The sequence below is a fragment of the Sphaerisporangium melleum genome (assembly GCF_014646695.1).
GTDB lineage: Bacteria > Actinomycetota > Actinomycetes > Streptosporangiales > Streptosporangiaceae > Sphaerisporangium > Sphaerisporangium melleum.
In genome coordinates, this window is sequence record NZ_BMNT01000043.1 from 59850 (window position 1) to 72698 (window position 12849).

Annotated in this window: 14 protein-coding genes and 1 tRNA gene; 8 read left to right on the plus strand and 7 right to left on the minus strand. The window is 70.2% G+C overall.

The genetic code is table 11. The annotated features are described in order from the left end of the window. Positions 1-57 precede the first annotated feature (57 nt). Complete coding sequence (locus IEY93_RS30920) at positions 58-660, plus strand: nucleotidyltransferase family protein (RefSeq protein WP_189166682.1); 603 nt, start codon at positions 58-60, stop codon at positions 658-660. A gap of 247 nt (positions 661-907) precedes the next feature. Here the strand turns inward: IEY93_RS30920 and IEY93_RS30925 are convergent, their stop codons facing one another. Beyond that, complete coding sequence (locus IEY93_RS30925) at positions 908-1273, minus strand: PRC-barrel domain containing protein (RefSeq protein WP_189166683.1); 366 nt, start codon at positions 1271-1273, stop codon at positions 908-910. Positions 1274-1559: 286 nt separating this feature from the next. On the opposite strand from IEY93_RS30925, the gene IEY93_RS30930 reads away from it, so the two are divergent. Continuing rightward, positions 1560-1633 (plus strand) — tRNA-Lys (locus IEY93_RS30930). Between the two features lie 181 nt (positions 1634-1814). Here the strand turns inward: IEY93_RS30930 and IEY93_RS30935 are convergent. From IEY93_RS30935 to IEY93_RS30945, 3 genes are all read right to left on the minus strand, one after another. Further along, a complete protein-coding gene (locus IEY93_RS30935) occupies positions 1815-2702 on the minus strand; it encodes an alpha/beta fold hydrolase (RefSeq protein ID WP_189166684.1) in 888 nt (295 codons plus the stop codon). 117 nt (positions 2703-2819) lie between these two features. Next, a complete protein-coding gene (locus tag IEY93_RS30940) occupies positions 2820-4466 on the minus strand; it encodes a helix-turn-helix domain-containing protein (RefSeq protein WP_189166685.1) in 1647 nt (548 codons plus the stop codon). 108 nt (positions 4467-4574) lie between these two features. Beyond that, the gene (locus IEY93_RS30945; protein WP_189166686.1) at positions 4575-5552 is read right to left on the minus strand and encodes an RNA polymerase sigma factor; all 978 of its coding nucleotides are present in this window, start codon (positions 5550-5552) and stop codon (positions 4575-4577) included. A gap of 393 nt (positions 5553-5945) precedes the next feature. Here IEY93_RS30945 and IEY93_RS30950 point away from each other — a divergent pair, with 393 nt between their 5' ends. The 3 genes from IEY93_RS30950 to IEY93_RS30960 all read left to right on the plus strand — a co-directional run bounded on the left by IEY93_RS30950 (position 5946) and on the right by IEY93_RS30960 (position 8101). After that, the gene (locus IEY93_RS30950) at positions 5946-6974 is read left to right on the plus strand and encodes an LLM class flavin-dependent oxidoreductase (RefSeq protein ID WP_189166687.1); all 1029 of its coding nucleotides are present in this window, start codon (positions 5946-5948) and stop codon (positions 6972-6974) included. A gap of 143 nt (positions 6975-7117) precedes the next feature. Beyond that, entirely contained in the window at positions 7118-7504 is a 387-nt protein-coding gene (locus IEY93_RS30955; protein ID WP_189166688.1) for a hypothetical protein, read from the plus strand. Between the two features lie 105 nt (positions 7505-7609). Continuing rightward, positions 7610-8101 carry a hypothetical protein gene (locus IEY93_RS30960; RefSeq protein WP_189166689.1) on the plus strand — a complete coding sequence of 164 codons (492 nt, stop codon included), beginning with the start codon at positions 7610-7612 and terminating at the stop codon, positions 8099-8101. Here the strand turns inward: IEY93_RS30960 and IEY93_RS30965 are convergent. Beyond that, positions 8095-8580: an ATP-binding protein gene (locus tag IEY93_RS30965; RefSeq protein WP_189166690.1), complete on the minus strand. Its 486-nt coding sequence runs from the start codon at positions 8578-8580 to the stop codon at positions 8095-8097. The two genes, IEY93_RS30960 and IEY93_RS30965, sit on opposite strands and share 7 nt — an antisense overlap. A 627-nt stretch (positions 8581-9207) precedes the next feature. Here IEY93_RS30965 and IEY93_RS30970 point away from each other — a divergent pair. The 3 genes from IEY93_RS30970 to IEY93_RS30980 all read left to right on the plus strand — a co-directional run bounded on the left by IEY93_RS30970 (position 9208) and on the right by IEY93_RS30980 (position 11298). Beyond that, on the plus strand, positions 9208-10068 hold the full coding sequence (locus tag IEY93_RS30970) for a helix-turn-helix domain-containing protein (RefSeq protein ID WP_189166691.1): 861 nt from the start codon (positions 9208-9210) through the stop codon (positions 10066-10068). 20 nt (positions 10069-10088) lie between these two features. Then, the gene (locus IEY93_RS30975) at positions 10089-10274 is read left to right on the plus strand and encodes a DUF397 domain-containing protein (protein WP_189166692.1); all 186 of its coding nucleotides are present in this window, start codon (positions 10089-10091) and stop codon (positions 10272-10274) included. 256 nt (positions 10275-10530) lie between these two features. Continuing rightward, on the plus strand, positions 10531-11298 hold the full coding sequence (locus IEY93_RS30980; protein ID WP_203968968.1) for a maleylpyruvate isomerase family mycothiol-dependent enzyme: 768 nt from the start codon (positions 10531-10533) through the stop codon (positions 11296-11298). Between the two features lie 153 nt (positions 11299-11451). On the opposite strand, the gene IEY93_RS30985 is transcribed toward IEY93_RS30980, so the two are convergent. Together IEY93_RS30985 and IEY93_RS30990 are read right to left on the minus strand one after the other, a co-directional pair. Continuing rightward, entirely contained in the window at positions 11452-12021 is a 570-nt protein-coding gene (locus tag IEY93_RS30985; RefSeq protein ID WP_189166693.1) for a hypothetical protein, read from the minus strand. After that, entirely contained in the window at positions 12018-12731 is a 714-nt protein-coding gene (locus tag IEY93_RS30990; RefSeq protein WP_189166694.1) for a hypothetical protein, read from the minus strand. The genes IEY93_RS30985 and IEY93_RS30990 overlap by 4 nt, the downstream gene beginning before the upstream one ends. Positions 12732-12849: the final 118 nt, after the last annotated feature.

The following is a 12849-nucleotide window of genomic DNA, read 5'->3' on the forward strand; positions in this document are numbered from 1 at the left end:
GCCTTGATCCGGACGGGTACGGGAGATCTCCCGCCGTCGCTCTCATGGGGGTGAGCCTTGGGAAGCCATACGCATGAGGTCACCGACGCGATCATCGACACGCTGAAACGCGCCGGGTCCGCATTGAAGGCGGAGGGCGTGCGATTCGCCCTCTGCGGAGGGTGCGCGGCGTACGCCAGAGGAGCCGCGCCGTCACTGCACGACGTCGATTTCGCCCTGGTGGAGGAGGACGTGCCACGCGCCCTCGAAACGCTGAGGGAGATGGGCTTCCGCACCGCGAAGCCGCCGGAGGACTGGCTGGTCAAGGCGTTCGACGAGGGCGACCGGCTGGTCGACCTCATCTTCCGGATCCACGAGCGGCCGATCACCCCTGCCATGATCGCCAGAGCCGAGATGATCAACACCGCCGCGCTGAGCCTGCCGGTGCTGGACGCCACCGACCTGGTGATCTCGTGGATCCTGCCCATGTCCGAGCACAGCTGCGACTACGGGTCGATCCTGCCGCAGGTGCGCGCTCTGCGGGAGCAGGTCGACTGGGACCGGGTCGCGGTGGTCGTCTCGACGTCCCCGTACGCCTCGACGTTCCTCACCCTCCTGGACCGCCTGGGCGTCGCCTGCCCCAAGCCGCCGCCGGAGCACGCCGACACCTCCTGGCCCTGACCCGGCCGTCCCGGCGAAGAACGACCGAGCCGCCCGCGATCCCGGCCCGAAGCGCAGGGCCGGGATTGCGGGCGGCCATCGGCGCATACGCGCGGGAAGCACGCGGAAGGCCGCGCCGGGGACGCCGGCGCGGCCTTCCGTTCACGTGGTCATGCCGACCATCGTGTCGATCTCGGACTAGGTGCGGATTTCGTTCGCGAACCGTCGCCCCGGGGCGCCGCGTGCGCGGCGCCCGGGAACGTGACGGCTAGAGCGTGCCCGGCCCGAACGGGAACCGGCCGTAGTAGTCGCCGACCCTGCCGCGGTACTCGGGCTCCTTGTAGGAGGCCTCGTCGAACTCGGGAGCGTCCTTGATCTCCTGCTTGGTCCGGCTGACGAAGACCGTCTTCTCCTGCGGGTCGATCCGGGTGACCGTGCTCGCCGGGAGCATGACCTTCTTACCGAAGATCCACGGCCCGGTGTCCACGATCAGGTAGCTCGCGCCGACCTCGTACGTGGCGTCGTCCACCGAACCGATCTTCCCGTCCGTGGCCTCCACGTGGTACCCGACCACGTCGAAGCTCTGCTGGTTCCCGGTGGCCGTCGGACTGTAGGTCCACAGGTCCTGCTGCATCTGTCGTTCTCCCTTCGATTGGCTTCGTCGGGCGAAACTCCAACTACCCGCCGACAGCCCTCGAAACGTCGAAGCGCCAACAGACCGCCCTAACCGTCCGGTAAGCCCTCCGCTTCACCCCTCTTCCCCAGCACCGACGTCCCGGTCCGCCGGCTCCTCCCAGGCCCTGCCTTCTCCCGCCCTCGTCCTGCCGTTGCCTTCATGTCCCTCGCGCGTCGCCACCGGCCCCCTGGGCCACCGGCCGTCACAGGCACCCCCGCGGAACCGGTAATCTAGACATGCACGCGCGCCGCTAGCTCAGTTGGTTAGAGCAGCTGACTCTTAATCAGCGGGTCCGGGGTTCGAGTCCCTGGCGGCGCACCCCGGCTAATGCCGATGACCTGGGCATCCTCGTTCACCGAGGGTGCCCATTGTCATTTCCCGGGATCTCCCTGCCGCCCGCCCTCGTGCCGATCGGCGGCGGCCCGGCGTGGCGGGAGCGGGCGCCCCCGCGGCACTCCGTCCCGGCCGCCGCAGGGGCACGCACCGGCGTCCTCTCAGCTCATGCCGTACGACCTGCCTCACTGGTGAAGGTGATGATCGCGGAGGCGAAGGCCGTGGGCTCTTCGATATGTCCCATGTGCCCACTGTCGTGCAGGAGGACGAAGCGGGAGTGCGAGGTGCCCTGGTGCAGCATCCGCCCCCAGCGGGGTCCGCAGATGAAGTCGTGGGCGCCGCTGATGACCAGGGTCGGCGTGGCGATGTCGCCCAGCCTGTCGCGGACGTCGAAAGGCGGCTCGTCGGCACGCATGGGATCGACCCAGACCCGCACCGCCTCCCGGAACGGGGCGAACTCGGACTCGTGGGCCCAGTAGTCGGCGAAGTAGGCCGGCAGGATGGCGCGCAGCCCCCGGGTACAGGATTCGTCGTCGGTGGCCGCCAGGGTCTGCCGGAAGGCCGCCGGGATGGCCGCCGCCTCCGGCCGGCCGGGGTGGCGCTCCGGGAGACGGTCGAGGTTTCCGACCGCCTCGTTCCAGAACTCCTCTCCCGTGCATGGCGAGGTGTCGTACAGGACCAGACCCGACAGGGTGCCGGGGTGGTCAAGCGCATACCGCTGGGCCACGAATCCGCCGTGGGAGTGGCCGAGCAGGAACACCTCCGGTACGCCGAGATGGTCGACGATGCCGTGCAGGAACCGGGCGTAGGTGTCGATGCGGTAGTCCTGCGGCCGGGGAAGGCGCCCGGACTCGCCGGTGCCGATCGGCTCCACGTACACCAGCGTCAGATGCCGCTCCAGTGCGGGCATCCGCAGGTACTCCCAGCCGATCCCGGGCCCGCCCGAGTGGACCAGGCACACCGGGCCGGTGCCGGCGACGTGGTAGCGCTGAACGGTGCCGTCGATGCTGACGGAATGCGTACCGGGCGCAAGGGGGTCAGAGGCGAAGCTCACGAAGGTACTCCTCGTAGACGGCGCTGCCCGGAGGGCTCCCCGGGCAGCGCTCGGACGATCGCGCGGCGGCGGAAGCAGATGCCGGTCCGACGCGGTTCAGTCAAGTGGGACAGAAGATCACCGACCACGCAGAACAGCACGCAGACTTACGCGGTCACCGGGTGAGGACGCCATCCTCGCCCGGCGGCGGTCGGCGGCCTCGGCGTCACCGATCGCCTCGAACACCTCGGCCGCACGCGCGTGGGCGCGGCGGCTCTCCGGCCTCGGTACCCGGGCACGGCCGCGCGGGTCTCCAGAGCATCTGCCTGTGGGGAGGACGGCTGCGACCACTCCATCAGAGTGATCGCTTCGGTCCGTATGATGATCTTTATTGTGCCGGCCGGGCGGTGAGTCGAGCCATGACGTCATCGCCTGGGTGAGCTCCTCACGGTCGGCCGGAGGTTCCTCCTCGTGCAGCCGATCGCGGGCGAACAGCCGTACGAGCTCGTGGAATCGGTAGCGGCCCGACCCGGCGTCCTCCAGCAGTCCGAGATCGACCAGCTCGTCGAGGGCGTCCCAGGCGTCCCCAGCCGGAAGGCCGCCGAGCATGGCGGCCAGGGGGGCGTCGAAGTCCCGGCCGTGCACCAGGGCCAGCCGGCGGAAGACCCGCCGCGCGGGGGCCGCGAGCTGGTCATAGGACGTCCCGAACGCTGTCGCGATCGTGAGGTCGCCGGCTCTGAGCTGGTCGAGGCGCCGCTCCTCGTCCGCCAGCCGGTGCACGAAGTCGCCGGCCCGCCAGCCGGGCCGGCTCACCAGACGGTTTCCCACGATCCGCAGGGCCAGTGGCAGGCCGCCACAGAACCTGGCCAGCTCGCCGATCACGTCGCCGCCGTCCCCGGCACCACGCTTCGCCAGGATTCCGGCCAGCAGCTCGGCCGCCTCCACCGGCGGCAACGGGCCGAGCCCCAGCCGCTGCACCCCCTCCAACCCGGCCAGCGACCGGCGGCTCGTCACGAGCACCCTGCTCCCCCCGCCACCGGGCAGAAGCGGGCGGACCTGCTCCTCCGACCCGGCGTCGTCCAGCACGACCAGAACGCGTCGTTGCCGCAGCAGCGACCGGTACAACGAGGCGCGGTCCGGCGTGTCGCGCGGCATCCGCCGCTCGGTGACGCCGAGCGCGCGCAGCAGGTGCGTCAGGACGTCGCCGGCGGTGAGCGGCCGATCGGACATGCCGAACAGGTCGGCGAACAACACCCCGTCCGGAAAGCTCGACCGCAGGACGTGCGCGGCGCGTACGGCGAACGTGGTCTTGCCCAGGCCGGCCGCGCCCGTGATCAGCGCCACCCCGGCGGCACCCGGTGTGTCTCGCGCGTGGACGAAGTCGTCCGCCCAGGCCAGCTCGGCGGCACGGCCGGTGAAGTCGTCCACCGATCGCGGCGGCTCGCACAGGCCGGAGGGGCGCGCCCAGTGATCTCGCAGCCGGCCCTCCCGGGCCAGGCCGATGAGCCGCTCACGGTCGTCCTCGCCCAGCGCGAGCGCCTGCGCCAGCGCGGTGACGGTGCGGTGCTGGGGGCCGGCGCTGCGCCCGCGCTCCATGTCCGACAGGGTCCGGGCGCTGACCCCGGAGGCCTCCGCGAGCTGTTCCAGCGTGAGACGGGCCGCGTGCCGATGCCGGCGCAGCACTTCCGCGAAGCCGGGTGGAGCGCTGACCGGTCGCTCCTCGCCGTGCCCTGCCATGCGCGGCTCCGGCTCCTGCGGCCGGTGCCGTACTTCCGTCGTCGTCATTTCCGGCTGAACTCCCCCTTGAGGCTGTCGATGACAGCGGCAAGACGGGGGCGGGGAGCCGAAGTTCGATTCCACCGTTGTGACGCTCAGCACATTCGCGCGGATGGATCACTGAGGCCAGATGCCGTGGAGTTCCGGTGGTACGACGGCGGTCCGCAACGGGACCGGGTGGAACAGGCGCAGATGCGTCACGCGGCCCCCGCTGAGAGTCATGATCCACGCGACCGACGGCGGGCAGTGATCGGGGTCGTCCGCCGGGTTGACGATGTCCATCTCCCAGACGGCCAGTGACCGCCCGGCGGCCACGTTCACCGGCCGCTGACGCACCCCGGCGGCGAGATCGTCGTCCATTCCCCGCTCCAGCAGCGCGGCGTCTCCCATCCGCGTGGCGCCGCTCATCAGGGCGATCTCCGGGGACCAGTCCTCCTTGAGCACCTTGCCGAAGTCCCCGGCCACGGCGGCCGACAGGGTGTGGCGGGCCTCCTCCCAGCTCGCAGCGGTGCGCAGCCGGGCATCGCTGTGGGCGCCGGCCGCCGTCGCCTCCAGAGTGGCGGCGAGCTTGGCCCGCGCCTGGGCCAGGCGGCTGCGCACCGTCCCCACCGGCACCCCGCAGACCCGCGCGATGTGCTCATATCCGGTCACGCCCTCGGTGAAGTGGCGCAACACCAGCGGCAACCGCAGCGCGGGGGAGAGTTCCTCGATGGCCTCCCATATCCAGTCGCGCATGGCATGGCGTTCCAGCAGCTCTCCAGGGCCGTCGGCGATGTCACGCAGCGAGGATTCGGCGACCGGCTCGGTCAGCCGTGCGGCGCGCAGCAGGTCACGGCACCGGTTTCGCACGATCATCCGCAACCACGGGCCGGCCGCCCGCGGGTCGCGCACGTCACCGATCCGCCGCAGAGCGGTGACCGCCGCGTCCTGCATGACGTCGTCCACGTCGGGACCGGGGCCGAGGATGCTCAGCGCCACGCCCCGCATGCCCGCCCGATGCCGTTCCAGCAGCAGCCCCAGCGCCGCGACGTCACCCCCCTGGGCGGCCCGCGTCAGCGGCACATCGTCCACCGGGTCCTGTGGATGTCCCATCATCTCCCGCACCATCGCGCTTCCGCTCCGCTCCGGCTCTCCACCTCGGCCACCAGTCGACCTCCAGGTGGCCTCCGTCCACGATAGAACGGCACCTCAGGGTCCCCGGCCCGGAGCCGGGCGTTGACCTGCCCGTTCAGAGGGGGTGGTCGTCGGCGGGGGCGGGCAGGCGGGGGACGCCGGCGATGAGGCGGCGGGTGTACGGGGGCGGGGGGAGCCGAGCACGCCGGCAGCAAGCCCACCGGCCGAGGGCTCCACCTTTCCCGGTTAGCCGACACGAATAGTATGTTTTGTCGATAACGGGGCGAACCGCCCCACTGTGGCGGCGTGATGGCTGCCATGATCGAACGGCGTCGGCGTCCGTACGAGGACGTCGATGAACGATGGAGGAGTCGCATGTCGGTGCCCGCGCGGCCGCTGCGGAAGCTGGGCTTTCTGACCATCGGCCTGTTCGACGCGGCCGAGCCGCGCCGGGGCCACGAGTCCACCCTGGAGATCATCGAACTGGGCGAGCAACTCGGGTTCGACAGCGCCTGGGTACGCCACCGGCACCTGCAGCACGGCATCTCCTCGCCCGTCGCCGTCCTGGCCGCGGCCACCCAGCGCACCAGCCGCATCGAACTCGGCACCGCCGTCATCCCCCTGGGCTGGGAGAATCCGCTGCGCCTCGCCGAAGACCTGGCGACGGTCGACATCCTGTCCGGCGGCCGGCTCAACCCCGGGGTGAGCGTCGGCCCGCCCATGCACTACGACCGGGTCAAGCAGGCTCTGTACGCCGGCACCGCCGACACCGAGGACTTCGGGTACGACCGCGTCCGGCGGCTGCTCGGCTTCGTGCGCGGCGAACCGGCCAGCGACTTCAGCGGCGTCGAGGGCTTCGAGGTGTTCTCCGACCGCGTCCAGCCCCAGTCGCCCGGCCTCGGCGACCGCATGTGGTACGGCGGCGGCAGCCTGCGCTCGGCCCAGTGGGCCGGCGAGCACCGGATGAACTTCCTGACCAGCAGCGTCGTCAAGGCGGAGGAGTCGGAGGACTTCGCCGAGATCCAGCTCTCGCACATCCGGACCTTCCGCGCCCACCACCCCGACGGCGAGAAAGCCCGGGTCTCCCAGGGCCTGGTCGTCATCCCCACCGACAGCGCCTCACCGGAGCAGCGGGCCAAGTACGAGGAGTACGCGCGCAAGCGCACGCCGCGCACCACCACTCCGCAGGGACCGGCCCGCATGATGTTCGCCCCCGACCTCGTCGGCACCTCCGACCAGATCGCCGAACGCCTTCACGCCCACCCCGCCTTTCGCGAGATCGACGAGGTCGCCTTCGCCCTGCCCTTCACCTTCGACCACGCCGACTACATCCAGATCCTCACCGACATAGCCCAAAACCTAGCCCCCACCCTCGGCCGGCCTCCATCCCCCAACCCGGCATGACCCTCACCCAATGGGCAGCCCGCAGATGCGTCCGTCTGCTGCTCAAGGCCAGGAGGGGTGAAGGAGAAGTCCGCCACGCTCGTCACGCATCGCTGCGGTGAAGTCCCGATCTCCAAGGCGATACCGCCGGATACGATGGGAACATGGCGAACACGTACCAGCCGATCACTCTCAGTGGCCTGGCCGGGCACCTCAGTGCCGCCGGGAACGACAAGATCCGCTGGAAACTCGTCTGGGAGTTCCTCGAGGAGTACCGCTGGGAACCCGCAGCTTCACAACCGGCGCTTCTGGCCGACGAGCCCGCGCCGACCGGTGACGAACGCTGGGACGTTCTGCTCGCGGCACTGGCCGAGCACTTCGCCGCACAACACGACCTCGCACCGCCCGAATGGGCCGAATCACGCGTCCTTCGCCGAGCCTGGTTCCCCGCCGAACTCGCCGTCCAAAGAGCCGACGCCCTCGCCCACGCCCCAGCGGCCTTCCGCAAACACGGCGTCTACCTCTCCGCCAAGGACCTGACCGCCGCATGAACCGCCCGCAGGCATCCGCCGCAGCCGTGCCTTGACAGGTGGAAGCCTGAAAAGGCTCAGTCGTCGGTGGAAACATGCCTTAGGGATGGCGGAAGGGACGTGTCCGTGGCTGATTTGATCTCGTCGGCGACCGACTTGTCCAAGCCTCTGTACGGCCACTTCATTCTGGCCGACCAGGATGGCCTGACCGATGAGAGTGAACAGCCGTGGGAGCTTGGCGGTGACTGGTTCGAGACCACTCCGAACGTCATGGTCATCAGAACCGCCACGAGTGAGGACCCACTCGGACTGCACACCGCCGGCTTCAGGTTCGAGATGTGGAACGGCAGCCCACTGCTGTCGTCGGCAGAGGCGTGGGACAAGTACGTGAGCGATCTGGTCCTGTTTACCTCGGGCCGGATCAACGTAACCGACATCGAAGGCGGGACCTCGCCCGTAACGATCGACCTGGGCGTTAGTGATCAAGTCTGGCACGTCAGAGCTCATGCCCGTGTGCGGCGACTGACCGATGACGAGATCGCGGAATACGAGCTGGACGCCGAGGACTACGAGGCGGAGTGCTTTCTCCTGCAGTTCTGGCCTGCCACTGGTCAGTGACGCCCGGGACTACTCTCGGGCGTGCTTTCTGCTTGGGGTGGTGGCGGGAGTGCGATGGCTGCGGTCGGGGTGGCGTTCTGGGAGGGGAAGCGCCAGCGGGCCCATACCGTCTTGCCGGTCCCGTCGGGCGTCGGCGTGACGCCGTAGTCGTCGGCCAGGGCGGCCACGATCGCGAGCCCCCGGCCGTGTACGGCATCGGCGGCGAGGTCCAACTGGCGAGGTCGGCCGGGGCCGTGGTCGGTGACCCGGACGCAGAACTCGCCGGTCCCCGCCCACAGGGAGAGCCTGACCGGTGGCGCGCCATGGGTGACGGCGTTGCCCAGCAATTCGCCGACGGTGAGCACGACGTCGTCGGCGATGCCGGTGAGGTTCCAGATGGTGAGCGCCTCGTGCACCATGCCGCGGACCTTGCTCAGCACGGCCGGGTCGTGGGGGACGTCCCAGCAGACGGTACGCAGACCGTGCGGCGTCTCAGCCATCTGTGCTCCTTGACGTGGTGAGGGGGTGATGGGGCGGCGCGGTCGCGGTACGAGCCGGCCGGATGGAGACCGGGTGGGCAAGGGTGAGACAGGCATGGCGAGTTCGGCCTCGCGCATGAGTTGGCGTAGTTCCCGCGTGGTGCGGGCGTGCACGGCCAAGGGCTCGGGGGTCGTCCAGATGGCGGCGGCGTAGAAGCGCCTGGTGCCTGCGCCGTACCAGATCGTCCAGGACGGTTCGAGCTGGTCAAGCTGCTGGGCGGCCGCCTTGGCGGCGGGATCCCAGTCGCCGGGGACGTATGGCGTGATCGACTCCCCGCGCCGATGCCGTCCGTGATGGCGTGCCGTCTTCATGAATCCGCCAACGGCCGGATCCGGATCACCCGGATGCGCGCAGTACGGGCACTCATGGGATCAGACCTCCCAACGTCCTGTTCTAAGGAGCCCGTCCCGCGTCCGGTGCTGTGGCGGGCGGCTTCGTTTCGGTCGGTGACGTTGACCGCTTTCGCCATCTCGCCTCCATGACCGCATGTAGTCGTTAAGCTGCGTACGGTAACGGTCAATGGATACCACGCCGATGCAGACCTGCATGCGGGTTTCCTGCATTCGATCGAGGAAAGGGAGGCGACGATGCCCGCCGGCCACAGCCCGAGCGTTCGAGGTCGTCAGCTGATCAGCGAGCTCAAGCGGCTACGAGAGGCCGCCCAGCTCATCCAGAGCGAGGTCGCCAAGCAGCTCGACTGGCACCCGACCAAGGTGTTCCGCATCGAGACTGGACGCAACAGCCCGCACCCCAACGACGTGCGCGGCCTGCTCGACCTCTACGGCGTCACCGATCCGAAGGAGCGCGAAGGGCTCATCCAGCTCGCACGGGAAGCCCGCAAGCACGGCTGGTGGTACTCCTACCGGGACATCCTCCCCAGCCAGTACCAGGTGTACATCGGCCTGGAGTCCGAAGCCGCCTCCATTCGCAACTTCGAACTCGCCGCCGTCCCCGGCCTCCTGCAGACGGAGGACTACACCCGCGCGCTGATCGGCAGCGGGCCGCAGGAACTCGATCCCGGGGAGATCGAACGCCGGGTCGAGGTCCGGATGACCCGGCAGAAGGTCTTGGAGGCGAGCGACCGCCCGCAGTTGTGGGCCATCCTGGACGAGGCCGTGTTGCGCCGCCCCGTCGGTGGGGCCCACGTCTTGCGAACCCAACTCCGCCATCTGCTCGACGCCTCCCAGCAGGCCAAGACCACCATCCAGGTGGTTCCGTTCCAGCGGGGTGCACACCCTGGAATGATCGGCCCCTTCGTCTTGCTGGGCTTCTCGGATCCGTCCGATCTCGACGTCGTCTACATGGAAACGATCGCGGGAAATCTCTATGTCGATGAGTCGGCAGAGGTCGGTCACTACGCCACCGCGTTCCATCACCTGATGGCCGAGGCCCTCAATGTGAAGGAAACGCGAGATATGCTCAACGCAGCGATGCATGAGCTGGAATGACCAGCACAAGGAGGCTCGCAATGACTGAGCGGGACCTGTCCGACGTGGCATGGCGCAAGAGCACGTACAGCCAGCAGAACGGCAACTGCCTGGAGACCGCGTACGTGGGCACCTCGGTCGTTCTTCGGGACTCAAAAGACTCGGAGGGACCCAAGCTGTTCGTTTCGAAGGACGACTGGCGTGCCTTCATCGACAGCGTGAGGTAGTGACCCTGATCCCCGTCGGCTCGCGCTCGGCGGGGGAGGGTGACGCCGGCCGCACGAGCCCAGGCGGCTTGGTCGTGCGGCCGGCGAGGGCCGGGAAGCAGGGTTAACACGGGTACGACGTGTGCGGGTGGGCTGCGGGGAACCGGCGTTCGTTCAGCGTGAATACCTTCTTCAGTCGCTAGCCGTCGGCAAGGATGTCCTCGGTACGGACGGCCGCATCCGGCCGGCATGTATGGAGCCGAGGGGCGGTGAGGTCATGAGTCTGGCGCCGGGGTTCGTGGCGGCGGTGCGGCTGGTGGCGGGCGAGGCGGGGACGCTGGCGATGGAGGAGCACCTCCGGTTCCGCGACCTGGTGTCGAAGCTGGGCACGTCCGACTGGACGCGTCCCACCGACTGCCCGGCGTGGAACGTGCACGACATGCTGGCGCACGTCTGCGGCGCGGCGGAGGCGAACGCCTCGCCGCTGGAGATGGCCCGGCAGCTCCGCAGGGCCAGGCGTGGCACCCGGATCGACGTGGACGCGCTCAGCGCGCTGCAGATCGCCGATCGGGTGTCGCTCACCCCGGCTCAGCTGATCGAGCGGCTGCGGCGGGCCGAGCGCCGGGCGGTACGGCTGCGCATGGCGCTGGCGAGCGCCGCCGGGTTCGTCCCGCTGCCCGTCGGGGAGCCGGTCAACGAGAACTGGCCGATGCGCTACCTGCTCCGCACGATCTACACGCGCGACCTGTGGATGCACCGGATCGACGTCTCCCGCGCGTGTGACCGGCCGCTTCAGGTGACGGCCGGGCATGACGGGCGCATCGTCGCGGACCTGGTCGCCGACTGGGCCGGACGGCACGGCAGGCCGTTCGCCCTGGAGCTGACCGGCCCGGCGGGCGGCAGGTACGGCGTCGGACGGCCCGCGTGGGAGCCGCTGGAGATGGACGCGATCGAGTTCGGCCGGACGCTCGCCGGCCGGGGCGACGCGGCCGCGCGCGCGACGGGCGAGGCCGCCGCGCTGCTGCGGGTGCCCGTCCCCTTCTGATCGCCGGCCGGGCTCATCCCGGCACCCGTCCAGAAGTGGGTGCCGGGGGCGTCGCACGGGTCTCATCGGTGCGCCTTGTCCGTGGCGCCGCGTACGTGAGGCGGGTGGTTCGCCGGCCTCGTACGGTGGCGCGGGCCCTTGCAGGGGCGTGGGTCAGGTTCGGGCGCGGGTGAGGCGCATCCAGGCGACGACGCCGATGGCCGCGGCGAGGGTGATGAGGCCGATGATGAGCAGGGTGCCGATCGGGCTGTCGCCGCCGGTCTCGGAGCCGGCCGCCGCGTTGTTCAGGCCGCGCGGCGCCGCGTTGTTCAGCGGAGCGGGCGCGGTGGCCGCCTGCTGGGCGAGGGCGGCGGGGTCCTGGGCGGTCACCTTGACGGTCTTGTGCGCCTTCGCGGGTGCGGTGGCGTTCACCGTCACCTCCCACTCACCGCTCGGCAGCGGCTCGGCGAGGTGGTAGAGGTTCTGGCCCTCGGGAGCGGACTTCAGGGTGACCGGACCGAAGGTGCGGCCGTCGGCGGAGGTCGCGGTCAGCGTCGCGGCGACCGACGCGGTGACGGGATGCCCGTCCTTCTTGTAGGTGACCAGGACGTTGACGTTCTGGGCGCCGTCCCCGGTGACCTGGAGTTTGATCGCCCCTTCGTGGGCGGAGGCCGCCGGTGCGCCGAGCAGCAGTACGAGCCCGGCGAGCAGGACGGTCATGACGTATCCGAGTGTCTTGTTCACTGGTGCCCCTCGGGTTCGTCGTCGGGGGTGAGCGCCCCGTCGGCGGTTGTCTGCAGGTGGACGTGCTGGTGTCCGTAGCCGGCGTCGACGTTCACCGCGTCGAGGGCGGTGGCCCCGACCGACCAGGTGAAGACGGCGTCGGAGCGTTGACGTGCGGCGAGGTCGGTCACGGTGGCGGCGGCCGGTCCGCTGAGGTCCCGGGCCGCGGCGTAGGTGTCCACGGCGGTGGCGAGTTGCTTCACGGCGGAGGTGAGGCTGGCCCGGGCCACGTTGGTGGCGGTCTGGCCGGAGGGCGGGTCGGCGAAGCCGGCGAGGGCCGTGGCCATGGTCGTGCGCCATTTCTCGACGTCGGCGGGGGTCACCACGGCGGGGCCGGCGGGTTCCTCGGCATTGGCGGCGGGCATGGCGCGGCCGAGCCCTTCGACCACGGGGTTCAGCCGGTCGCGGGTGCCGCGGGCCAGGTCGGTGAGTTCCTTGATCTGTGCCTTGTCCCGCTGGGCGTCCTCGGCCCGGATCTGCTGGATCGCCGCTTCGGTGGGGTCGGGCCGGGTCAGCGCGAAGACCAGGCCGCCGGCGACCAGCGCCCCGGCCACGAACGCGGCCGCGAACCCGGCCACCCGCGACCAGATCTTGGACTCCGTCGGCGGGGTCCGGACCGGCGCGGAGTTCCGGGCGAGCGTGGTCTTCCTGTTCTGGCTGATGACCGCCACCTCCTTGGTAGGGGTATGTGCCGGTGCCTGAAAAGGCGGGGCGGGTGCCCCGCGGCGCGGGACGCGCGCGGGGCACCCTGGGGGGTGGGCGGGGTTCCGGATGCCCGTCGGGTCATCC